At 71.1% G+C, this 23,315-nt stretch carries 17 protein-coding genes; 5 read left to right on the plus strand and 12 right to left on the minus strand.

The features are described from left to right. Window positions 1-4: 4 nt before the first annotated feature. The 6 genes from JNB62_RS04110 to gatC form a co-directional block, all read right to left on the minus strand. Window positions 5-598, minus strand: coding sequence for a hypothetical protein (locus JNB62_RS04110; RefSeq protein WP_308291721.1), 594 nt, complete (start codon window positions 596-598; stop codon window positions 5-7). After that, on the minus strand, window positions 573-893 hold the full coding sequence (locus JNB62_RS04115) for a hypothetical protein (RefSeq protein WP_220299605.1): 321 nt from the start codon (window positions 891-893) through the stop codon (window positions 573-575). The genes JNB62_RS04110 and JNB62_RS04115 overlap by 26 nt, the downstream gene beginning before the upstream one ends. Before the next feature lie 80 nt (window positions 894-973). Further along, entirely contained in the window at window positions 974-2,236 is a 1,263-nt protein-coding gene (locus tag JNB62_RS04120; protein WP_220299606.1) for a DNA polymerase IV, read from the minus strand. Window positions 2,237-2,326: 90 nt separating this feature from the next. Beyond that, window positions 2,327-3,844, minus strand: coding sequence for an Asp-tRNA(Asn)/Glu-tRNA(Gln) amidotransferase subunit GatB (gene gatB, locus JNB62_RS04125; RefSeq protein ID WP_220299607.1), 1,518 nt, complete (start codon window positions 3,842-3,844; stop codon window positions 2,327-2,329). Continuing rightward, a complete protein-coding gene (gene gatA / locus JNB62_RS04130) occupies window positions 3,844-5,364 on the minus strand; it encodes an Asp-tRNA(Asn)/Glu-tRNA(Gln) amidotransferase subunit GatA (RefSeq protein WP_220299608.1) in 1,521 nt (506 codons plus the stop codon). The genes gatB and gatA overlap by 1 nt, the downstream gene beginning before the upstream one ends. A 9-nt stretch (window positions 5,365-5,373) precedes the next feature. Continuing rightward, window positions 5,374-5,673, minus strand: a complete 300-nt coding sequence (gene gatC, locus JNB62_RS04135; RefSeq protein ID WP_220299609.1) for an Asp-tRNA(Asn)/Glu-tRNA(Gln) amidotransferase subunit GatC — start codon at window positions 5,671-5,673, stop codon at window positions 5,374-5,376. A 68-nt stretch (window positions 5,674-5,741) separates the two neighbouring features. Between gatC and JNB62_RS04140 the strand changes: the two genes are divergently transcribed. After that, window positions 5,742-7,442, plus strand: a complete 1,701-nt coding sequence (locus JNB62_RS04140; protein WP_220299610.1) for a long-chain-fatty-acid--CoA ligase — start codon at window positions 5,742-5,744, stop codon at window positions 7,440-7,442. A gap of 19 nt (window positions 7,443-7,461) precedes the next feature. On the opposite strand, the gene JNB62_RS04145 is transcribed toward JNB62_RS04140, so the two are convergent. From JNB62_RS04145 to JNB62_RS04160, 4 genes are read right to left on the minus strand one after another with little or no spacing between them, the layout of a single operon-like run. Further along, window positions 7,462-7,953: a DUF4262 domain-containing protein gene (locus tag JNB62_RS04145; protein WP_220299611.1), complete on the minus strand. Its 492-nt coding sequence runs from the start codon at window positions 7,951-7,953 to the stop codon at window positions 7,462-7,464. 50 nt (window positions 7,954-8,003) lie between these two features. Then, entirely contained in the window at window positions 8,004-10,337 is a 2,334-nt protein-coding gene (gene ligA, locus JNB62_RS04150; RefSeq protein ID WP_220299612.1) for an NAD-dependent DNA ligase LigA, read from the minus strand. A 56-nt stretch (window positions 10,338-10,393) separates the two neighbouring features. Continuing rightward, window positions 10,394-11,491, minus strand: a complete 1,098-nt coding sequence (mnmA, locus tag JNB62_RS04155) for a tRNA 2-thiouridine(34) synthase MnmA (protein WP_220299613.1) — start codon at window positions 11,489-11,491, stop codon at window positions 10,394-10,396. A gap of 9 nt (window positions 11,492-11,500) precedes the next feature. After that, window positions 11,501-12,685: a cysteine desulfurase family protein gene (locus JNB62_RS04160; RefSeq protein ID WP_220299614.1), complete on the minus strand. Its 1,185-nt coding sequence runs from the start codon at window positions 12,683-12,685 to the stop codon at window positions 11,501-11,503. A 104-nt stretch (window positions 12,686-12,789) separates the two neighbouring features. On the opposite strand from JNB62_RS04160, the gene glgX reads away from it, so the two are divergent. From glgX to glgB, 3 genes are all read left to right on the plus strand, one after another. Further along, complete coding sequence (glgX, locus tag JNB62_RS04165; protein WP_220299615.1) at window positions 12,790-14,874, plus strand: glycogen debranching protein GlgX; 2,085 nt, start codon at window positions 12,790-12,792, stop codon at window positions 14,872-14,874. A gap of 188 nt (window positions 14,875-15,062) precedes the next feature. Beyond that, complete coding sequence (locus tag JNB62_RS04170; RefSeq protein WP_220299941.1) at window positions 15,063-17,030, plus strand: maltotransferase domain-containing protein; 1,968 nt, start codon at window positions 15,063-15,065, stop codon at window positions 17,028-17,030. After that, entirely contained in the window at window positions 17,027-19,204 is a 2,178-nt protein-coding gene (gene glgB / locus JNB62_RS04175; protein ID WP_220299616.1) for a 1,4-alpha-glucan branching protein GlgB, read from the plus strand. The genes JNB62_RS04170 and glgB overlap by 4 nt, the downstream gene beginning before the upstream one ends. Window positions 19,205-19,237: 33 nt before the next feature. Here the strand turns inward: glgB and JNB62_RS04180 are convergent, their stop codons facing one another. Both JNB62_RS04180 and JNB62_RS04185 read right to left on the minus strand, forming a co-directional pair. Beyond that, window positions 19,238-20,182 carry a tetratricopeptide repeat protein gene (locus JNB62_RS04180; protein ID WP_220299617.1) on the minus strand — a complete coding sequence of 315 codons (945 nt, stop codon included), beginning with the start codon at window positions 20,180-20,182 and terminating at the stop codon, window positions 19,238-19,240. Further along, window positions 20,179-22,065: a glycosyl transferase gene (locus JNB62_RS04185; protein ID WP_220299618.1), complete on the minus strand. Its 1,887-nt coding sequence runs from the start codon at window positions 22,063-22,065 to the stop codon at window positions 20,179-20,181. Before JNB62_RS04185 ends, JNB62_RS04180 begins: the two co-directional genes overlap by 4 nt. A gap of 170 nt (window positions 22,066-22,235) precedes the next feature. On the opposite strand from JNB62_RS04185, the gene JNB62_RS04190 reads away from it, so the two are divergent. Continuing rightward, the gene (locus JNB62_RS04190; protein WP_220299619.1) at window positions 22,236-23,309 is read left to right on the plus strand and encodes an AI-2E family transporter; all 1,074 of its coding nucleotides are present in this window, start codon (window positions 22,236-22,238) and stop codon (window positions 23,307-23,309) included. Window positions 23,310-23,315: the final 6 nt, after the last annotated feature.

Consider the following 23,315-nt stretch of genomic DNA (forward strand, 5'->3'; position numbering starts at 1 on the left):
CGGGTCACGGCACCGGAAACAGGTGCGTCGCCAGGCGCATCGGGTCGTCGCGCTCCACGTGGCGCTGCTCCTGGCGCGCCCAGCGGTCCCAGTGCGGGCGATAGGCGTCGCCGTCACGGACGAGCGCCCGGTTCTTGCGCGACGCCGCCGGGGATTCCAGCCACACCCGCACATCGCCCAGCCGCGCCGTCGCCGGCGTCAGGAGCCCCGCACCCTCGACGATGAGCGGGAGCGACGGATCGACCGCATGCGCCTCGGCCGGCTCACCCGTCGTCCAGTCCCACCGCTGCCACACCCCGACGATGCCCCGCGCGTGCGGTGTGAGGATCAGCTCGCGGGCGAGCTCCACCCCGTCATCGAGCCCGTCCCACCCGGGATAGAGGGAGTCCAGCGCCACGAGCTGCACGCGCCCGCGCAGCGGCCAGCGCGACACCAGCGCCCGCGCGAGGGAGCTCTTGCCTGCTCCGCTGCGGCCGTCGATGAGGACGACCGGATTGGATGCCGCGACCTGCTCGATCGCCGTCGTCAGGTGCCCGACGGCCAGGGCGAGCGACGCGGCGACCGGGTCGGCGTCACTTCTTGAGGGCGCGGATGACACGGCTGAGGGCGCGACCGGCGAAGAACACGAACGGGATCGCCACGGTGAGCAGGGCGATGATGTTCGGCTCGAAGCGCAGGTCGTCGCCGCGGCGGATGTACGCCCCCACCGGGATCGCGTAACCGCCTCCTCCGCCTCCGCCGTTGCCGGCCTCGTCGGAGCCGCCGCCGAAGCCGGACCAGGTCACGGCGACCGGGATGAGCCGGACGCCGTCGACATCCTGCTGCTCGCCGTATGCGCTCTTCACGCCGAAGGCCGCGGACTGCTTGCCGAGTTCGAGTGCGATGTTGGGCATGCGTCCAACGTAGCGGGCGTTCGTGCTTCGGCACAGACGATGGTTGACGTGGCGACCGGTCGCGCGGCCCGGTCTTCGTGTCAGCCGGCGTCGAGGCGCGGTGCGGGCGGACTGGATGGGAGCGTTCCGCCGCCGCGAGAGCCGAGATTGGTGGCGCGCGTGACGGCGCCCCGACCGAACCGCGCCGTCGCGTCGTCGAGGGCGTCCTCCAGCCGCCGCCAGCCCTCGTCGTCGTCCCACAGCCCGGGCATGGCCGTTCCCGACGGGCGCAGCTTCTCGGCGCGGACGCCGATGAGCCTGACCGGAAGCGAGCGATCGATCGAGGCGAACAGCTCGTGTGCGGCATCCCCGATCCGCTGTCCGACCGCCGTGGGCTCGGCGAGGGTCTGCGACCTCGAGATGGTCGTGAAGTCGGCGTAGCGCACCTTGATCGCCACGGTCGCCGCCTCCCACCCGTTGCTGCGCAGACGCGCCCCGACGCGGTCTGCCAGCCGGCGCAGCTCGGAGCGCAGCACCGCGTCGTCGCCGATGTCTTCGTGGAAGGTCTCTTCGTGACCGATGCTCTTCTCCACGCGCGACGTGTCGACCTCGCGGGCGTCGATGCCGCGCGCGAGATGCCAGATCCGATCGCCCATCGCCGGCCCCAGCGCACGATCGAGAACCTCGCGCGGAGCCTCCCGCGCGTCGGCGATGGTGTGGATGCCGCGCCGCTCGAGTGATTCGGCGGTCTTGGGACCGACGCCCCACAGCGCGCGCACCGAGCGCGGCGCGAGGAACGCGTCCGTGTCTGCCTCGGCCACGATGAGCAGTCCGTCGGGCTTGCTGACGGTCGACGCCATCTTGGCGACGTGCTTGGTCGCCGCCACCCCGATGCTGCACGTGAGGCCCGTCTCGGCGAGGACGCGCTCGCGGAGCATGCGGGCGATCGCGCCCGGGCTCCCCCACAGCCGTCGCGCGCCGCGCACGTCGAGGAACGCCTCATCGATCGACAGCGGCTCGACCAGGGGCGTCACGTCGCGGAACATGCGCATCACACGCGCCGACATCTCCAGGTACCGCTCGAAGTGCGGTGGGACGACGATCGCGTGCGGGCACAGCCGCAGCGCCTGACTCACCGGCATCGCCGAGCGCACGCCGAACCGCCGCGCCTCGTACGAGGCGCTCGACACCACCGAGCGACTCTCGGGGGCGCCGATGATGATGGCCTTGCCGCGAAGCGTCGGATCGTCGAGCTGCTCCACGGACGCGTAGAACGCGTCCATGTCGACGTGGAGGATGCCCGTCCCGGTGTCGTCGGCGTCGTCGGGCGACACGATCCGCCCGGTGCCGTCGCCACGCCCCATGCATCGATCCTCTCAGGGAGCTCCGACATCGCACAGTGGGCGGTCCCGGAGGATCCGCCCCACTGTGCGACGTTCTGCGCGAGTCGCCGGTCAGGCGGTGGCGGCGCGCTCCAGCACGAGCTCGCGCACGCGCGCCGCGTCCGCCTGGCCCTTCATCGCCTTCATCACCGCGCCGATCACGGCGCCGGCGGCCTGCACCTTGCCGTCGCGGATCTTCTCGAGCACGTCCGGCTGAGCCGCGAGGGCCTCGTCGATCGCGGCGATCAGGGCGCCGTCGTCCGACACGACGGCGAGCCCTCGGGCATCCACGACCTCCTGCGGTGAGCCCTCACCGGCGATGACACCCTCCAGCACCTGGCGGGCGAGCTTGTCGGTGAGCGTGCCCGCGTCGACGAGCGCCTGGAGGGCGGCGACATCGGCCGGCGCCACGAGGTCCGCCGGCTCGCGTCCGTCGGCGTTCGCGATGCGTGCGACCTCGCCGGTCCACCACTTGCGCGCGGCAGCGGGCGACGCGCCCGCGGCGATCGTGGCCTCGACCTCGTTCAGCACCCCGCCGTTGACGACGCCCTGGAAGTCGATGTCGGCGAAGCCCCACTCGGCCTTGAGCCGGCGGCGCCGCGCCGCGGGCTGCTCGGGCAGGGCGGCACGAAGCTCTTCGATCAGCTCGGGCGCGGGCGCGACCGGCAGCAGATCGGGCTCCGGGAAGTAGCGGTAGTCGTCGGCGTCAGACTTCGGGCGGCCCGGCGAGGTCGTCCCGGTGTCTTCGTGCCAGTGCCGCGTCTCCTGGATGATCGTGCCGCCGGACGCCAGGATCGCGGCCTGCCGCTGGATCTCGTAGCGCACGGCGCGCTCGACGGAGCGCATCGAGTTGACGTTCTTCGTCTCGGTGCGCGTGCCGAGCTTCTCCTGGCCACGCGGGCGCAGCGACACGTTCGCATCGCAGCGGAGATTGCCGCGCTCCATCCGCGCCTCCGAGATGCCGAGGCCGATGACGATGTCGCGGATCGCGCGCACGTACGCCGCCGCAAGCTTGGGGGCGTTGGCCTCCGCGCCGAAGATCGGCTTGGTGACGATCTCGACGAGCGGCACACCGGCGCGGTTGTAGTCGACGAGCGAGTACTCGGCGCCCTGGATGCGACCGGTCGCACCGCCGACGTGGGTCAGCTTGCCGGCATCCTCTTCCATGTGCGCACGCTCGATCGGGATCTGCACGAGAGTGCCGTCCTCGAGCTCGATCTCGACCTGCCCCTCGAACGCGATCGGCTCGTCGTACTGCGAGATCTGATAGTTCTTGCCGAGATCCGGGTAGAAGTAGTTCTTGCGCGCGAAGCGGCTGGACGGCGCGATCGAACACCCGAGGGCGAGCCCCAGGCTGATCGAGGAGCGGACCGCCTGCTCGTTGACCACGGGCAGCGCGCCCGGAAGACCCATGTCGACGGGAGCGACGAGCGTGTTCGGCTCGGCGTCGTGCTGGGACGGGTGCGCAGGGTTGGGCGCCGACGAGAACATCTTGGTCTCGGTGTTGAGCTCGACATGCACTTCGAACCCGAGCACCGGCTCGTACAGCTCGAGCGCCTTGTCGAAGTCCATCAGCGTGTCCTTCGCCATCAGCGGGCACCTCCGTTCGCGCCGAGGGTCGGCGCCCTGTCGAGCAGTGGACCGCCCCACGAGTCGACCAGCAGCGCCTCGAGGGCCGCGCCCACGCGGTACAGCCGCGCGTCCTCGTACGCCGGGGCGAGGAACTGGATGCCGACGGGCAGGCCGTCCTCGGCGGCCAGGCCCGACGGGATCGAGATGCCAGGAACGCCCGCGAGGTTCGCGGGGATGGTCGTGACGTCGTTGAGGTACATCTGCAGCGGGTCGTCGATCTTCTCGCCGAGCTTGAACGCGGTGGTCGGCGCCGACGGCGTCGCGATGACGTCGACCTGCGCGAACGCCTCCGCGAAGTCGCGCTGGATGAGCGTGCGCACCTTCTGCGCCGAGCCGTAGTACGCGTCGTAGTAGCCGGCCGACAGGGCGTAGGTGCCGAGGATGATGCGGCGCTTGACCTCGTCTCCGAATCCGGCGTCGCGCGTACGCGCCATCACGTCCTCGACGGTGCCGCCGGGCACGTCGACCCGCAAGCCGAAGCGGACCGAGTCGAACTTCGCCAGGTTGCTGGATGCCTCGGCCGGGAGGATCAGGTAGTACGCCGCCACCCCGTACTCGAAGTGCGGCGCGCTGATCTCGACGATCTCGGCGCCCTGTGCCTCCATCGCGGCCAGCGCGGCGCGGAACGACTGCGACACACCCTGCTGGAACCCGCTGTCGGGCAGCTCGCGGATGACGCCGACCTTGAGGCCCTTGAGCACCTCTCCCGTCGCGCCCTCGCGGGCCGCCGCGGCGAACGACGGCCACTCGTGAGCGAGCGAGGTCGAATCGTGCGGGTCGTGGCCGCCGATCACGTCGTGCAGCAGGCCCGAGTCGAGGACCGTGCGGGTGACCGGGCCGACCTGGTCGAGGCTCGAGGCGAGCGCGATGGCGCCGTAGCGGCTCACCGCGCCGTACGTCGGCTTCAGCCCGACCGTGCCCGTCACGTGCGCGGGCTGGCGGATCGAGCCGCCCGTGTCGGAGCCGAGCGCCAGGGGTGCCTCGAACGCCGCGACGGCGGCGGCCGAACCACCGCCCGAGCCTCCTGGGATACGCTCCAGGTCCCACGGGTTGCGGGTCGGGCCGTACGCCGAGTGCTCGGTGGACGAGCCCATGGCGAACTCGTCCATGTTGGTCTTGCCGAGAGGCACGAGACCGGCGGCACGCGCGCGGGCGACGACGGTCGCGTCGTACGGCGACAGATAACCCTCGAGGATCTTCGAGCCGCTCGTGGACGGCATGTCGGTGGTGACCAGGACGTCCTTGATGGCCAGCGGCACGCCGGCGACGGGGCCCAGCTCCTCACCGGCCGCGCGGCGGCGGTCGATGTCGGCGGCCACGTCGAGCGCATGATCGCTGACATGGAGGAACGCGTGGATGTCGGCATCCACGGCGGAGATGCGGTCGAGGTGCGCCTGCGTGGCCTCGACGCTCGACACCTCACGGGCGGCCAGCTTCTCTGCGAGCGCGGCGGCGCTCAGGGTGGTGAGATCGGTCACGACAGCCCCTTACTGCTCTTCGCCGAGGATCGCGGTCACGCGGAAGCGGCCGTCCGCCGCGTCCGGCGCGTTCTGCAGCACCTGCGCGGGCGTCAGCTGACCGCCCGCGACATCCGGCCGGAACACGTTCTGGAGGGCGATCGGGTGGCTCGTCGCGGGAACGTCGGGCGTGGCCACCTCGGACACCTTGGCGATGTTGTCGACGATGACGTCGAGCTGGCCGGTGAGGCGGTCGACCTCCTCGTCGCTCAGCTGGATCCGGGCGAGCACACCGAGATGGCGCACGAGATCGGGGGTGATTTCAGACACCCGTCAAGACTACCGGGGCCTCGGTATGCCGACTGTCCGGCGCCCGGCCGCGGCGTAGGCTGATCGCCGTGACGACCTACGACCCGCCGCGCCCGTGGACCGCCAGCTACGCAGACGGCGTGCCCGAAGACCTCGCCCCCGTGACGGGTTCCCTCGTCGACATCGTCGACGCGTCGGCACGCGACTACCCCGAGGCGGCGGCCCTGCAGTTCTTCGGCCGGGAGACGTCCTACCGCTCGCTGCACGAGCAGATCGAGCGTGCCGCGGCGGGACTGCGCGACCTCGGCGTCAAGGCCGGCGACCCGGTCGCGATCGTGCTCCCCAACTGCCCGCAGCACATCGTGGCGTTCTACGCGATCCTGCGCCTGGGCGCCGTCGTCGTCGAGCACAATCCGCTGTACACGCCGCGCGAGCTGCGCAAGCAGTTCGAGGACCACGGCGCCAAGCACGCGATCGTGTGGACGAAGGTCGTGGCGACCGTCCAGGACTTCCCCGCCGACCTCGCTCTCACGAGCCTCGTCTCGGTGGACGTCACCAAGGCTATGCCGTTCGGCACGCGCCTGGCTCTCGGGCTGCCCATCGCGAAGGCGCGGGAGGCGCGCTCCGCCCTCACCGAGCGGGTCTCGGGCACCGTGCCGTGGGAGCGGGTGGTCGGCACGGCGGCGCTGCCGGCATCCCACCCTCGCCCGGCGACCGACGACCTCGCCCTCATCCAGTACACGAGCGGGACGACGGGAACCCCGAAGGGCGCGGCTCTCACCCACCGCAATCTGCTGTCGAACGCGGCGCAGGCGCGCGCGTGGGTGCCCTCGATCGTGCGGGGCGACGGCTGCGTCGTCTACGCGGTGCTGCCGATGTTCCACGCGTACGGGCTCACGCTGTGCCTGACGTTCGCGATGTCGATGGGGGCGCGGCTCGTGCTGTTCCCGAAGTTCGACCCCGACATGGTGCTCGAGGTGACCAAGAAGCACCCCGCGACCTTCCTGCCGCTCGTGCCGCCGATCGCGGAGCGACTGCTGAAGGCCGCACGCGAGAAGGGCGTGTCGCTCGCCGGCACCGAGGTCGCCATCTCGGGCGCCATGGCGCTGCCGCATGAGCTGGTCGTCCCGTTCGAGGCCGCGACCGGCGGCTACCTCGTCGAGGGCTACGGCCTGAGCGAGTGCTCGCCCGTGCTGATGGCCAATCCCGTCGCCGACAACCGCGTGCCGGGCACCGTCGGCCTCCCGCTGCCGGGCACCGAGTGCCGGGTCGTCGACCCCGACGAGCCGACGAGGGACGTCCCGCGCGGCGAACGGGGTGAGCTCGTCGTGCGCGGGCCACAGGTGTTCTCGGGCTACTACGGCAAGCCCGAAGAGACCGAGGCGGTCTTCGTCGACGGCTGGTTCCGCACGGGCGACATCGTCACGATCGACGAGGGCGGCTTCGTGCGCATCGTCGACCGCATCAAGGAGCTCATCATCACGGGCGGCTTCAACGTCGCGCCCACCGAAGTCGAGAACGCGCTGCGCCAGCACCCGCAGGTCGAGGACGCCGCCGTCGTCGGGCTGCCCAGCGAGCACTCGGGTGAAGAGGTCGTCGCCGCCGTCGTGGTGGCGCCGGGCGACGAGATCGACGTCGAGGCGATCCGCGATTTCGCGCGAGGCATCCTCACCCCCTACAAGGTGCCCCGCCGCATCTTCGTCGTCGACGAACTGCCGACCTCGCTCATCGGCAAGGTCCTGCGCCGGCAGGTGCGCGACCGGCTGCTCGCCCTCACCACGGGCTCCTGAGCGCGGCCGCGCACCACGTTCATGCGCGGAAGGTGCCCGGGCGCGGCTGGATCCAGGCGGCGGTGTCGTACCCGTCGTCCCACGGGAACAAACCGCCGCGGTCGTCGTACGTGAGCTGGTAGACGGGCACCGATGCCTCGGCCGGGCGCTGGTAGTACCGGTTCGCCGCGAAGACGATCTCACCGGGGTTGGGCACTTCTTCGACGGTGACGCGGTGGCCCCAGCCGGCGAACTCCAGCAGCTGACCGGCGACGAGGTCGTCGCCCGCTCGTACGCGGGCGGCGACGTCGTTCAGCAGCAGACCCGACGTGCGCGGATCGAGCCCGAAGACGAGCAGCTCGGGATGGCCGAGGCCGAAGAGGCCGATCGTGTATGAGAAGGGCGTCTCACGGCGCGGCATGTCGCCGAAGACGTACTCGTTGCTCGTGCCGTGGGCACGGATCGTCTGCGCCGTCCGCTTGTCTTCTTGGTCGAGCCAGGCCAGCAGCGATGGATCGGGGGCGATCGTCATGGGGGCGTCCTTTCGTCGATGACTCGACGTTAGAACATACCTACGACATTTCAGCCGGCGTCGGGCTCCAACGCGTCGAGCGCGGCCGGACCCTGAGTGACGAGGATGCGGAACTGCTCGGCGTCCAGGATGCGGATGCCGAGCTCTTCGGCCTTCGCGAGCTTCGACCCGGCGCCCGGGCCGGCCGCGACGAAGTCGGTCTTCTTGGAGACGCTCGACGCCGCCTTGCCGCCCGCGTTCAGGATCGCCTCCTGGGCCCCTTCACGCGTGTACCCCTCGAGCGAGCCCGTGGCGACGACGGTCAGACCCTCGAGCACCCCGCCCGCGACAGCGGCCACCCCGGGACCGGGGTGACCGGGCGTCGCCCACTGCACACCCGCGCGCGCCCACTCGTCGACGATGTCGCGGTGCCAGTCGACCTCGAACCACTCGAGCAGCGAGTCCGCGATGATGCCGCCCACGCCCTCGACCTTCGCCAGCTCCTCACGGTCGGCGGCGCGGATGGCGTCCAGCGAACCGAACCACTGCGCCAGTGCGCGAGCGGCCACCGGACCGACATGCCGGATGTTGAGCGCGACGAGCAGCCGCCAGAGGTCTTTCGTCTTCGCCTTCTCGAGTTCTGCCAGGAGCTTCACGGCGGCCGCGGACGGCTGGGGGCCTTCAAGCCCCTGCTTCTTCTCGCTGGCCGTGGGGTTGCGCCGGAAGGGCGCACGCCGGACGGGCTCGCCCGTCACCTCGTCGACCTTCAGCTCGCCCGTCTCGGAATCGCGGACGATGACCGAGATCGGCACGAGGTCGTCGAGAGACAGCGAGAACAGGCGCGCCTCGGTCTGCAGCGGCGCGGTGGCCGGAGCCTCCGCCTGGGTCAGCGCCGCGGCTGTCACCTCGCCGAGCACCTCGATGTCGAGGGCGCCGCGCGAGCCGATGTGCTCGACGCGCCCGCGCACCTGGGCCGGGCACGAGCGGGCGTTCGGGCAGCGCAAGTCGATGTCGCCTTCTTTCGCGGGGCGCAGCGGCGACCCGCACTCGGGGCAGTCCGCCGGCATGACGAACTCGCGCTCGGTGCCGTCCCGCAGCTCGACGACGGGGCCCAGCACCTCGGGGATGACGTCGCCCGCCTTGCGCAGCACGACGGTGTCGCCGATCAGCACGCCCTTCGCGCGCACCACGTCCTGGTTGTGGAGCGTCGCCTGGCGCACGACCGAGCCGGCGACGCGTGCGGGCGCCATCACCGCGTACGGGGTCGCGCGCCCGGTGCGGCCCACAGAGACGACGATGTCGAGCAGCTTCGTGTTCACCTGCTCGGGCGGGTACTTGTACGCGATCGCCCATCGCGGGGCGCGGCTGGTGGCGCCGAGCTCGTCGTGCAGCGCGAGCTCGTCGACCTTCACCACGATGCCGTCGATCTCGTGCTCCACGTCGTGGCGGTGCTCGCCGTAGTAAGCGACGAAGTCGAGGACGCCGTCGATGTCGTCGGTGGTGCGGAAGTAGGGACTCGTGGGCAGGCCCCACTCCGCCAGCAGGGCGTATGTCTCGCTCTGGGACTCGACCGGCGGGCGGCTCCAGGCGCCGATGCCGTGGACGAACAGCCGCAGCGACTCGAGTCGCGCCCGGCCGGCCTGGAGCTCGAGGCCCTCCTTCTTCTCGAGCTGCTGGCGCAGCCCGCCCGAGGCCGCGTTGCGGGGATTGGCGAACGCCGGGAACCGCCGCTCGGCGCTGAGCCGCGCCTTCGCTTCGTCGAAGGCCCGGCTGCGCGCCCGGGCCTCGTCGACGACGCGGTCGCGCATGTCGGCCTGCAGGGCGTTGAGCCGCTCGAACGCGGCGACCGGGATGAACACCTCGCCGCGCACCTCCACGAGATCGGGATGCCCCGTGCCGGTGAGCCGCTGCGGGATGCCGGCCACGCGCACGGCGTTGACCGTCACGTCCTCGCCGACACGGCCGTCCCCTCGCGTGGCGGCGGAGGTGAGTACGCCCTTCTCGTACCGCAGGCTGATGGCCAGTCCGTCGATCTTCAGCTCGGTGAGCCAGCGCACGCGGCGGCCTGCCGAGGCCTGCGCCTTGACGCACCAGTCCCGCAGCTCTTCGGGGCTGAAGACGTTGTCGAGGCTCAGCATGCGCTCGGCGTGCTCGACGGGCGCGAACATCGAGCTCTCTGCCGCGCCCACCGTCTGCGTCGGCGAGTCCTGCCCCTGCAGCTCGGGGTGCAGGCGCTCCAGCTCTTCGAGACGGTGCATCCAGCCGTCGTACGTCGCGTCGTCGACGATCTCGGCGTTGCGGCCGTAGTACGCGTCGCGCGCGCCGATGATGCGATCGGTCAGGTCCTGGGCTTCCGCCCGCGCGGCTTCGAGTCCGGCGTCGGCGGGGAGTGCGGCATCCGTCACCACGCCAGTCTAGAAGGGGGTGCCGACACCGCCAGGGCGGCTTCGCCCGACACGAATCAGACCGAGGCGGGAACCGCCGAGACGGTGGTCGCGATGGTGAACTGGCCGATGACGCGCGTGCCGTCGTAGAGCACGGCCGTCTGCCCGGGGGCGACGCCGTCGAAGGGCGTCTCGGGGACGACGGTGAGGCGTCCGTCCGCGAGGGTCGCCGTCGCCGGCACGGGATCCGCGTGCGCGCGGATCTGCACATGGCACGCGAACGACCCTTCGGGCTGCGGGCGCCCTGCCCACGAGTACCGCTCCCCCGCGATCTCGGCGGTCGCGAGCGCCTCCTTCGGGCCGACCACGACGGTGTTCGACACCGGCCGCACCTCGAGCACGAAGCGGGGCTTGCCATCGGGCGCCGGAACCCCGAGCTGCAGCCCGCGGCGCTGCCCGACGGTGAAGGCGTGGGCGCCGTCGTGGGTGCCGATCACGGCGGCGCTGCGGTCGACGATGTCGCCCTGCTCGGCGCCCACGCGCTCGGCGAGCCACCCCCGCGTGTCGCCGTCGGGGATGAAGCAGATGTCGTGACTGTCGGGCTTGTGCGCGACCGTGAGCCCGCGCGCCTCGGCCTCGGCGCGCACGAGCGCCTTCGAGGGTGTGGCGCCCAGCGGGAAGTATGTGTGCGCCAGCTGCTCGGCGTCGAGCACGCCGAGCACGTAGGACTGGTCCTTGGCGGCATCCGACGCGCGATGCAGCTCGAGGCCGTCCGGACCGTCGACGAGGGTCGCGTAGTGCCCGGTGCACACGGCGTCGAAGCCGAGCTCGAGCGCGCGCTCGAGCAGCGCGGCGAACTTGATCTTCTCGTTGCAGCGCATGCAGGGGTTCGGCGTGCGGCCGGCCCGGTACTCCGCCACGAAGTCCTCGATGACGTCGTCGCGGAACCGCTCCGAGAAGTCCCACACGTAGAACGGGATCCCGAGGCGGTCGGCAGCCCGGCGCGCGTCCATGGCGTCCTCGATGGTGCAGCAGCCGCGACTGCCGGTGCGCAGCGTGCCGCCGGCGCGCGAGAGCGCCAGGTGCACGCCGACGACGTCGTGACCCGCCTCGACGGCACGGGCAGCCGCCACGGCGGAATCCACTCCACCGCTCATGGCTGCCAGGATCCGCATGGTCCCAGTCTACGAAGCGCGGGCTGTGCGCGGGCCGGATGCCGCACGCGCGCGCTCCACGGCCTCGGGCAGCGCCGCGAGCGCCGCCTCGACGTCGGCCGCCGTCGTGGTGCGGCCCAGCGTGAAACGCAGCACCTGCCGCGCCTCCGCCTCGCTGCGTCCGAGCGCGAGGACGACGTGCGACGGCTCGGGCACACCGGCCTGGCACGCCGAGCCCGTCGAGACCGAGATGCCGGCGCGGTCGAGGAGGAACAGCAGCGTCTCGCCCGACGCCCCTGGGAACAGCACGTGCGCGTTGCCGGGGACGCGGTCGACAGGATCGCCCAGCAGCTCCGCGTCGGGGATGGAGGAGTGGATGCCGCCCACCAGCCGCTCCCGCAGCCCGGCGAGCCGGGCGGCCTCCGCCTCGCGCTCGGCCTCGGCGAGCTCGGCGGCGACCGCGAACGCGACCGCTCCCGCGACGTCCTGCGTTCCCGCGCGCAGCCGCCGCTGCTGCGCGCCGCCGTGGACGAGGGCGGTCAGCTCGGCCGCACGCGACACGACGAGGGCGCCGACGCCGACGGGGCCGCCGACCTTGTGCGCCGAGACGCTCACGGCGACGAGGCCCGCCCGTCCGTGCGCGGATCCGCGCCACGAGCGGAACGACACCGGCACGTGCCCGAAGGCCGCGACAGCGTCGAGGTGGAGCGGCACGCGTGCGGCGGCCGCGGCACCCGCAAGCCCTGCCGCATCGTTGATGGTCCCGACCTCGTTGTTGGCCACCAGCGCGGTGGCGACGGCCGCGCCCGGGAGGGCGGCGCCGAAGGCGTCGATGCCGATGCGCCCGACCTCGTCGAGCCCGACGTGCCGCACGTCGGCACCCTGCGCCTGCAGCCACTCGACGGCGTCGAGGGTGGCATGGTGCTCGCCGTCCGGCAGCACGACGGCATCCGCCGACTGCTCACGCGCCCACCACAGTCCCTTGACGGCGAGATTCACCGCCTCGGTGCCACCCGACGTGAACACGACCTCGATGGGGTCTGCGTCGAGCACCGCAGCGAGCCTCTCGCGCGCCTCTTCGAGTGCGCGGCGCGCGTTCTGCCCCGCGCCGTGGATCGACGACGCGTTGCCCACCGCGGACTGCGCGTCGAGCCACGCGTCGCGCGCCTCGGCCCGCAGGGGCGCCGTGGCGGCGTGATCGAGATAGACGGGCACCCGGCATCCTCTCGGCTGGCGTCGGTGGAGTGGTCCGGGTGTCGTGCGCTGCGGGACCCGGTCCCGTAACGCCGCCGACTCGGACCATGGTTATGGTAGTCCGCATGGTCAGCCCGGAGTCCGTCCTCACGCACCCTGCCGCGGGTCTGCTCGCCCCAGAGCTCGACCGTCTGGGCGTCGAGCTGCTCCCGGGCGGGGCACGCCTGCGCGTGTGGTCGGGCGCGGCCGACGCCGTCGACCTCGTGGTCTTCGACGACACCGATCTGGACTGGATCACCGCGACCGAACCGCTCACGCCCGTCGGAGGCGGCGTGTGGGAGGTCACCTCGGCGCTCCTGCGGCCCGGAACCCGCTACGCGATCCGCGTCGACGGGCCGCACGGTCCCGGCAACACCTTCAACCGCGGCACGCTCCTGCTCGAGCCGTACACGAAGGGCCTCGTCCGCACCGGCTACGACGGCTGGCGCTCGGTGGTCGTCGAGGGGTCGTTCGACTGGGGCGCATCGCGCAAGCCCGCCGTGCCGCTGGATCGCACGGTGCTCTACGAAGGCCACCTGAAGGGCCTGTCGAAGCGGCATCCCGAGCTTCCCGGAGCCCTGCGGGGGACGTATGCGGGACTCGCGCACCCGGCCATGGTGCAGCACTTCCTGGACCTGGGCGTCACGAGCATCGAGCTGCTTCCCATCCACGCGTTCACGACCGAGCCCCGCCTGCTGCAGCACGGCCTCGCGAACTACTGGGGCTACAACACGCTGAACTTCTTCACGCCCCACGCCGAGTACGCGACGGAGGAGGCCCGCCGGCAGGGTCCCGAAGCGGTGCTGCGCGAGTTCAAGGGCATGGTGAAGCTGCTGCACGAGGCCGGCCTGGAGGTCATCCTCGACGTCGTGTACAACCACACCGCCGAAGAGGGGCTCGGCGGTCCGCGGTCGAGCCTGCGCGGCATCGACAACCGCGCGTACTACCGCCAGCAGGACGACGGGGCCTACATCGACGTCACCGGCTGCGGCAACTCGCTGAACACCTCGACGGATGCCGCCCCCCGGCTCGTCCTCGACTCGCTGCGGTACTGGGCGAACGAGGTGCAGATCGACGGGTTCCGCTTCGATCTCGCCGTGACCCTCGGACGCGACGCGACGCACGAGTTCACCGCGCAGCATCCTCTCCTGCGAGCCATCGTGGACGACCCGGAGCTGGCCGGCGTCAAGAAGATCGCCGAGCCGTGGGACGTCGGGATGGGCGGCTGGCACACCGGCGGGTTCGGCGACGGCTGGAGCGAGTGGAACGACCGCTACCGCGACCGCGTGCGCAACTTCTGGCTGAGCGACGTCGACTACGCACGCCGAGCCGGCGTGTCACCCGTCGGCATCGGCGGACTCGCGCATCGCCTCGCCGGATCGGCCAACACCTTCGACGAGGCGCGGGGGCCGCTCGCGGGCGTGAACTTCGTGACCGCGCACGACGGGTTCACGCTGCGCGACCTCGTGTCGTACGACGTCAAGCACAACCACGCCAACGGAGAGCACGGCCGCGACGGGGCCGACACGAACCGCTCGTTCAACCACGGGGCCGAAGGCCGCACCGGCGACCCCGCGATCCTGGCCACGCGACGCAAGGCCATGCGCAACCTCATCGGCACGCTGCTGCTGTCGGCCGGCGTGCCGATGATCACCGCGGGTGACGAGCACGCCCGCACGCAGAACGGCAACAACAACGCGTACTGCCACGACTCCGACCTGACCTGGCTCCGCTGGGAGCACACGCCGTGGCAGCAGGACCTCTACGCGCACGTGCGCCATCTGCTGCGCCTGCGGCGCGAGAACCCGGCGCTGCGGCCGAGCCGCTTCGCGCGGCTCGGCGAGCACACGCCGTCCGCGTCGCTCATGGAGTGGTACGACGAGAACGGCGAGACGATGTCGATCGAGCGGTGGACCGACCCGTCGCACCGCACGCTGCAGTACGTCGCGGCGTCGACCCCGGAGTTCGAGGACTTCAACCGCATCCTGCTGATGATCCACGGCACCGAGCGGCCCATCGACGTCACCCTGCCCGACGCCGACGGCGTCACTCGCTACGTGTCGCTGTGGTCGAGCGCCGACGAGACACCGTCCGAGGACGGCGCCGTGTACGCGCCGGGCGACATCGTGCCGCTTCCCGGCACCTCGATGCACCTGTTCCGGGCAGAGTGACGACGCCGCCGGGCGGCGTCGCCGCCGTCGCGTCGCTGTCGCCCGACCGGACGGGACGGTAGGTTCGAGACGTGGTCACGACGACGCGCTCCGCGCGCTCCCGCCCGTGGCGGAGCGCCTCGGCCCTCCCTGTCCGCGATGCCCGCGCCTGGCAGCCCGAGCCCGACACGGTGTCGCGGCGCATACCGCTGGCCCAGCCGTCCCCAGCGGTCCCGTGGGGCGACTTCCGCCCGACGGCGTACGACGGCGAGGTCGTGCCGTTCCGGGTCACGTCGTTCCGCGAGGGTCATGACCGCATCGGGGTGCACCTGCGCCTGTTCTCGCCCTCCGGCGACGAGTCGCTGCATCGCCTGGCGCCGCTCGACGACGGCCTCGACCGCTGGCAGACCGAGGTCGCGCTGCTCGAGCAGGGCGTATGGCAGTTCCGGTTCGAGTCGTTCGGCGACGACTTCGCCACGTGGCAGCACGCGGCATCCGTCAAGATCGCGGCGGGAGTGGATGCCGCCGTCATGCGCGAGCTCGGAGCGCTTCTGTTCGACCGGGCGGGCGCCGAGAGGGGCCGCCCCGCGGCCGAGAAGAAGGCCCTCACGGCGGCTGCGGCATCCCTTCGCGACGACGCGGTCGCCGACGCCGACGCCCTCGCGATCGTCGACGACCCTCGCATCGCCGCGTACTTCGCCGCACGCCCCGTCATGTCGCTCGTGACGCTGGGCGACGACCTCGAGCTGCTCGTCGAGCGCGAACGAGCCGGCGTCGGCGCGTGGTACGAGTTCTTCCCGCGATCCGAAGGCGCCAAGCGCCTGAAGGACGGCACCGTCAAGAGCGGCACGTTCCGCACGGCGGCCAAGCGGCTGCCCGCGGTCGCCGAGATGGGGTTCGACGTCGTCTACCTGCCGCCCATCCACCCGATCGGCACGCTCAACCGCAAAGGCCCCAACAACACCCTCGACGCGCGACCGGGCGACCCGGGCTCGCCGTGGGCCATCGGCTCGGCCGCGGGCGGGCACGACACCGTGCACCCCGACCTCGGCACGCTCGGCGACTTCCGCGCCTTCGTGCGCGCCGCGCACGCCGAGGGCCTGGAGATCGCACTCGACCTCGCACTGCAGGCCGCTCCCGACCACCCGTGGGTCGCCGAGCACCCGGAGTGGTTCACCACACTCCCCGACGGCACGATCGCGTACGCCGAGAACCCGCCCAAGAAGTACCAGGACATCTATCCGGTCAACTTCGACAACGATCCCGCGGGCATCCGCGCCGAGGTGCTGCGCGTCGTGCGGCACTGGATCGCCCAGGGCGTGCGCATCTTCCGCGTCGACAACCCGCACACCAAGCCCCTGCAGTTCTGGGAGTGGCTGATCCGGACCGTCAACGCCGAGCACCCCGAGGTCGTGTTCCTCGCGGAGGCCTTCACGCGGCCCGCGCCCATGCAGAGCCTGGCCGCCGCCGGGTTCCAGCAGAGCTACACGTACTTCACGTGGCGCAACACCAAGGCGGAGCTCGAGGAGTTCCTGTCCGGCCTGGCGCACACGACCGACGCCTTCCTGCGGCCGAACCTCTTCGTGAACACGCCCGATATCCTCACCGAGTACCTGCAGTTCGGCGGACGGCCGGCGTACCGCATCCGGGCGGCGATCGCCGCCACGGCCGCGCCGACCTACGGCGTCTACGCGGGGTACGAGCTGTACGAGAACGTCGCCCGCCCCGGGTCGGAAGAGAACATCGACAACGAGAAGTACGAGTACAAGCTGCGCGACTGGGCAGGTGCCGTGGAGCGCGGCGACTCGCTCGCTCCGTTCCTCGAGAAGCTCAACGGCATCCGCCGCGCCCACCCCGCGCTGCGACAGCTGCGCAACCTCAGCGTCCACTGGAGCGACGACGACGCGATCCTCGTCTACGCCAAGCACCTCGACGCCGCCCTCTCGCCCGACGGGCGCAGCGACACCATCATCGTCGTGGTCAACACCGACCCGCACTCCGTGCGCCAGACGATGGTGCATCTCGACACGCGCGTGTGGGGCGTCGAGCCCGGCACGCCGTACGAGGTCGAGGACCTCGTCACCGGCGCCCGCTGGACGTGGTCGGATCACAACTACGTGATGCTCGACGCGTTCACCGAGCCCGTCCACATCCTGCACGTGAAGGAGTCCCGATGACGCCATCCGACCAGCTCCTCGACGCCGTCGCGGCAGGCACTCACCACGACCCCCACGCCGTGCTCGGCATCCATCCCGACACCGATTCCGAGGGCACGCGCACGTGGACGGTCCGCGCACGCCGCCCGCTCGCCCGGAGCGTCACCGCGGTCTTCGAGGACGGCACGCGCGTGCCGCTCGAGCACGTCCGCTCCGGCATCTGGGAGGGCACGCGCGCCGGCGCGCGCAGTCGCTACGAACTGGCGACGACCTACCCGCAGGGGCCCGACCATGTGGCCGACGATCCCTACCGCCACACGCCCACGATCGGCGAGCTCGACCTGCATCTCATCGGCGAGGGCAGGCACGAAGAGCTCTGGCGAGTGCTCGGCTCCCACGTGCGCGAGGACGACGGCGTGACGGGCGTCTCGTTCGCCGTGTGGGCGCCCAACGCGCGCGCGGTGCGCGTCGTCGGCGACTTCAACGGATGGGACGGCCAGGGTCACGCCATGCGCTCGATGGGCGCGAGCGGCGTGTGGGAGCTGTTCGTCCCCGGCATCGGACCCGGCACCACCTACAAGTACGAGATCCGCGGTCGCGCCGGCGACTGGGCCCTCAAGGCGGACCCCATGGCGCGTCTCGCCGAGGTGCCTCCCGCGACGGCATCCGTCGTCGTCCACGCCTCGTACGCGTGGGGCGATGCCGCGTGGCTCGACGAGCGCGCGCGCACCGTGCCGCTGTCGCGTCCGATGTCGATCTACGAGCTGCACCTGGGCTCGTGGCGGCAGGGTCTGTCGTATCGGGATGCCGCCGACCAGATCATCGAGCACGTCGCCGGTCACGGGTTCACGCACGTCGAGTTCCTGCCGCTGGCCGAGCATCCCTTCGGCGGCTCGTGGGGCTACCAGGTGACGGGGTACTACGCCCCCACGAGCCGCTACGGTCACCCCGACGATCTGCGGTACCTGATCGATCGCCTGCATCAGGCAGGCATCGGCGTGATCATGGACTGGGTGCCGGGGCACTTCCCCAAGGACGACTTCGCGCTCGCCCGCTTCGACGGCGAACCGCTGTACGAGCACCCGGATCCCCGCCGCGGCGAGCACAAGGACTGGGGCACCTACATCTTCGACTACGGCCGCAACGAGGTGCGCAACTTCCTGGTGGCCAACGCTCTGTACTGGTTCGAGGAGTTCCACGTCGACGGCTTGAGAGTGGATGCCGTCGCCTCGATGCTCTACCTGGACTACTCGCGCAGCGACGGCGAGTGGGAGCCGAACATACATGGCGGCCGCGAGAACCTCGAGGCGATCCGCTTCCTGCAGGAGGTGAACGCGACGGCCTACAAGCGCTACCCCGGCATCGCCATGATCGCCGAGGAGTCGACGAGCTTCCCGGGCGTCACCGCCCCGACGAGCCACGCCGGCCTCGGCTTCGGGTTCAAGTGGAACATGGGCTGGATGAACGACTCTCTGGAGTACATCAAGCGAGACCCCATCCACCGGTCTCACCACGAGGGTGAGCTCTCGTTCTCGTTCGTGTACGCGTTCAGCGAGAACTATGTGCTGCCCATCAGCCACGACGAGGTCGTCCACGGCAAGGGCAGCCTCTTCGGGCGGATGCCCGGCGACCACTGGCAGAAGCTCGCGAACATGCGCGCGTTCCTCGCGTACATGTGGGGCCACCCCGGCAAGCAGCTGCTGTTCATGGGTCAGGAGTTCGGACAGCTCTCGGAGTGGTCGGAGGCCCGGTCGCTGGACTGGTGGCTGCTCGACCAGCCGAGCCACGCCGAACTGCTGGGCTTCGTCGGAGCGCTCAACGGCGTCTACCGCGCGAACTCGGCGCTCTGGGCGCGTGACAGCGACGGCGCGGCGTTCTCACGACTCGGAGCGCCGACGTGGAACCCCAACGTGATCGTGTTCGCGCGGCGGGACTGGCACGGCAACACGGTCGTCGTGGCCGCGAACTTCTCGGGCACGCCCTTGCACGCCTACGAGCTGGATCTGCCCGAGAGCGGCGTGTGGCACGAGATCCTCAACACGGACTCCCAGGAGTACGGCGGGTCCGGTGTCGGCAACCTCGGGGTCGTGCACGCCGGTGAAGGCGGGCGCGCCTCGCTCGTGCTGCCGCCGCTGGGTGTGCTGTGGCTCCGCCACGAGACACCCGCGCACGTTCCGTCTCCCACGAAGGGCTGACGCCGATCGCCCGGCGTGCGGCCGGGTCCCGCCTCAGAACAGCAGCGAGGCCAGGCGGCCGCGGGCGGCGGCCACGCGCGGGTCGGCGTCGCCGACGAGTGCGAACAGTTCCAGCAGCCGCTCGCGCACCGGGCCGCGCTCGTCCGACGGCAGCTGCGCGAACAGGTCGAGCAGCCGCCCGAACGCGTCCTCCACATGGCCGCCCGCGATGTCGAGATCGGCCACTGCGAACTGCGCCGCGACATCGGTCGGCGCCTCGGCTGCCGCCGCGCGCGCAGCCTGAAGGTCCAGACCCTGCACCCGGTCGAGCAGGCGGACCTGTCCGAGCCCGGCGCGGGCGTCCTCGTCACGCGGGTTCTCGGCCAGGGCCTTCTCGTACGCGGTGATCGCGCGAGCGTAGTCGCCGGCTTCGATCGCTTCGAACGCCTCGGCGTGCAGCGGGGGCATCGGAGGCTCTGCGGGCGCCTCCGGTGCGGCATCCGCCTCACCGTCGACCGCCGCCGTGCCGGTCACGCCGTTCTGCGCCGCCACCTGCAGCAGCTGGGCGAACACCTCGCGCACCTGCTGCTCGGGCACTGCGCCGGTGAACAGCGGCACGGGCTGGCCCGCCACCAGGGCGACGACCATCGGGATCGACTGCGCGCGGAACGCCTGCGACAGCTGCGGATTGGCGTCGACGTCCACCTTGGCGAGCACGAGACGTCCGGCGAGCTCCCGCACGACCCGCTCGAGGATGGGGCTCAGCTGCTTGCACGGCCCGCACCACTCGGCCCACAGGTCGACCACGACGGGAACCGTGCGCGAGAGCTCCAGCACCTGGGCGAACGTGTCGTCCGTGACATCCAGCACCAGTGCGGGGACCGTCGCCGCGGCACCGGCGGCCTGGGAGGCTCCCGCTTCCGGCGCAGCCGGGCGGTTGCGCAGCGACGAGAGATCGACCGCGCCGCGGACCGCGGCGCCGAGGGAGGGATCGCTCACGAGATGACCTTCGCTTCGAGGATGGCGGAAGAGTAGCCCAGCAGCCGGATCTTCTCATTGGACCCCGGGCCGGGGACGTAGAAGAACACCTGGTCGCTGAACGTGGTCAGGAAGCCTGTCGCGGACTGGTCGGCGGCGGCCAGCGCCTTGACCGTCGGGCTGTTGTCGAGCTTGATGACGGCGTCCGGGTTCGTGGGCGTGGCCGTGTCGGTCTCGTCGATGTTGACGGCCACGATCGCGCCGCTCTCGACGGTCTGCAGGGCGAACGGCGGCTGAGAGCCGGCAGAGGCGGCGAAGGTCAGCGTCGCCGTCGTGTTGTTCGCCGTCTTGTTGAAGTCGTCGAGGCGACGTGTGCGGTCGGCCGCGATGCTCGTGCGCAGCTGGTCGCCGTCCGCCTCGAACAGCCCGTAGTACTCGCTCTGCTCGCCCTTGTCGATGACGTCGGCGTAGGCTGCGGCGACGTCCTGCGGCGCCAGCATCAGGAACGGCGAGTCCGGCTCGACCTGCGGGGCGCCGATGTAGGTCGGCGCGAGGTTGGGCAGGGTCGTGGAGGCCTCGAGGTTCGCGATGTACGACACGCGGTAGTCCGTCCACGGGTCCTGCTGCGACATCACCATGATGCTCGACGTCTTGGACTCGTCGTCGGCTCCGACGACGATCACCGAGCGCGGCCAGCCGTCGAAGGCCTGGGGCAGGATGACGCTGAGCGGCTTGGCCAGGATCGGGTCGGGGGCCTTGTAGTCGGCGATCGCCGAACGCAGCTTGTAGTTCGTGTCGCGTGCGGCCAGGGCCGCACCCGACAGCCGCGTCTCGGCGAGGTCGCCGTCCAGTGCGGCGTCGGCTTCGGCGACGGTCGCCGCGATCCGCGTCATGATGCGCTCTGCCTGCGCCTTGGTCACGGCGGGCGCCTGCTGGCCGTCGGGCGCGATCACGCTCGCCGACGGGCTCGGCGTCGGTGTGCTGCCGAACTGCGGCCACGCGTCGGCGGAGCAGCCCGTGAACAGCAGCGCGGACACGGCGACGATCGGCAGCGCGGCGAAGGCGCGACGGCTGCCGGCGACGGCACGCCGCGTCGGTGCCGCCTGGGCGCTGATGACGCCCTTGTCGTCGTCGTCGAGCGCCGAGATGTCGATCGGCTCGGTGACCGGGAGCGGCAACCCCTTGCGGCGCGGGCCGCGACGGCGGCGCACGTGGCGGATGCCGAGGATGTACAGGAAGACCCCCACCGCCATCAGGATCGCGCCGCCGACGATGAGCGGGCCTGCCCAGGGGGTCGAGGTCTGCAGCGGCCACGTCACGGTGACCTTGCTCGGCGCGGGCTGGGTGCCGTCGGCGGCCACGAGCACGCTCATGCCCTCCGGCAGCTGGAGCGGCGCGATGAGCAGGTCCTTCTGGGTGTACTCGTCGAGCCACAGATCGGAGCCGGCGGGATTGCGGCCGGCCGTGGCCGCCGCATCCCCACCCTCGGCGGGCGCGGCGGCATCCCCCGCCGCGGCATCGGTCGCGGCGCCGGCATCGTCCGCGGCGCCGGCATCGCCCTCGGACGGCGCGGGCTCGATCTCGGGCTCGACCAGAGTCGTGTCGATCTTGCCGTCCTTGCCGAGCGACACGTGATTGTAGGTGGCGTCCGCCAGCCAGTCCTCCATGTCGGCGGTGCGGCCGTACGACGCGAAGAGGTCGCCCTCGGCCTGTGCACGGAGCGTCTGGGTGCCGGGCATCTGATTGAGGACCGCACCGTCGATCAGGATGTAGGGAGCCTCATCCTTGACCGAGATCGCCGCCGTCTCGGTCTTGGGTCCCTCGAAGATCGTCCGCTGGGCGATGCCCGCACCGATCATCACGGTGGCGAGCACGAAAGCCGCCACAGCCCACACGAAACGCACGAAGAAACCCTTTCCGGGGCGCACAGACACAGCGCTGCCCTTCGATTCGACAGTTCAGACTAGCGAATACGACCTGGGAGGCGCGTGGGAGGGTGCCGTTCCCGGCCCGAACGGTCCTGATGCGTATCCTGGGCGAACAGGTTCGGCGCCGCCGATGAGAGGGGACCTCGATGAAGATCCACAACCCGTTCCGCACGGCACTGCTGGCGACGCTCGGGGTGGGTCTGGGCCTGCTGCTCATCGGGAGCATCCAGAACCTGCAGACGATCCTGCTCTACGTCGGGACGGCGCTCTTCCTCTCGCTCGGCCTCGACCCGATCGTCGGGTGGCTCGAGCGCCAGAAGCTCCCCCGCTGGGCGGCCGTGCTCCTCACCATCGTCGCGGTGCTCGCCGTCTTCGCGGGCATCATCACGATGATCGTGCCGATCATCGTGCAGCAGATCGGCCAGCTGGTCACGACGATCCAGGACCTCGCCGACAAGGGGACCTTCGATGACCCCGTGGGCGCGATCCAGGACTGGCTGCGCGCCGTGTTCCCCGCGCTGAACGTCGACGAGGTGTGGGGGTACATCGAGGACTGGTACGCGTCACTCGACGTCGGCGCCATCGGCAGTGAGGTCGGCGGCAGCCTCATCGCCATCATCGGCGCCATCATCGGGGGCTTCGCGGGTGCCTTCATCGTGCTGATCCTGACGATCTACTTCACCGCCTCCACTCCCAACCTGAAGCGCGCCATGTACCAGCTGGTCCCCGCATCCAAGCGCGCCCGCTTCATCGATCTCGGCGAGCAGATCACGGACTCGGTCGGCTACTACGTCATCGGCCAGGTCACGCTGGGTCTCATCAACGGTGTGCTGAGCGCCATCTTCCTCTCGATCATCGGAGCACCCTTCCCAGCCGTGCTCGCGGTGATCGCGTTCTTCTTCTCGCTCATCCCGCTCGTCGGCACCCTCACCGGCTCGATCATCATCGTCCTGACGTGTCTGATCCCAGGGCTCGGCTCCCCCACGACAGCGCTGATCGCCGCGATCTACTACCTCATCTACATGCAGATCGAGGCGTACGTGATCTCGCCGCGCATCATGGGGCGCGCCGTCTCGGTGCCGGGCGCCGTCGTCGTCATCGCCGCCCTCGCCGGCGGCTCGCTGCTCGGCCTGCTGGGCGCCCTGGTGGCCATTCCCGTGGCCGCCAGCATCCTGATCATCTACCGGCAGGTCGTGATCCCGCGGCAGAACGAGCGCTAGCGCCGC

It is taken from the genome of Microbacterium jejuense (genome assembly GCF_019511665.1).
Taxonomy (GTDB): domain Bacteria; phylum Actinomycetota; class Actinomycetes; order Actinomycetales; family Microbacteriaceae; genus Microbacterium; species Microbacterium jejuense_A.

Coding starts and splice junctions, on each gene's coding strand:
- JNB62_RS04115 (WP_220299605.1), bottom strand. CDS start 893: ATGCCCAACATCGCACTCGAACTCGGCAAGCAGTCCGCGGCCTTCGGC.
- JNB62_RS04120 (WP_220299606.1), bottom strand. CDS start 2,236: ATGGGGCGTGGCGACGGCACCGGGCGGATCGTGTCGCCCGACGACGCC.
- gatB (WP_220299607.1), bottom strand. CDS start 3,844: ATGGCGAAGGACACGCTGATGGACTTCGACAAGGCGCTCGAGCTGTAC.
- JNB62_RS04145 (WP_220299611.1), bottom strand. CDS start 7,953: ATGACGATCGCCCCCGATCCATCGCTGCTGGCCTGGCTCGACCAAGAA.
- mnmA (WP_220299613.1), bottom strand. CDS start 11,491: ATGCGGATCCTGGCAGCCATGAGCGGTGGAGTGGATTCCGCCGTGGCG.
- glgX (WP_220299615.1), top strand. CDS start 12,790: ATGGTCAGCCCGGAGTCCGTCCTCACGCACCCTGCCGCGGGTCTGCTC.
- glgB (WP_220299616.1), top strand. CDS start 17,027: ATGACGCCATCCGACCAGCTCCTCGACGCCGTCGCGGCAGGCACTCAC.
- JNB62_RS04190 (WP_220299619.1), top strand. CDS start 22,236: ATGAAGATCCACAACCCGTTCCGCACGGCACTGCTGGCGACGCTCGGG.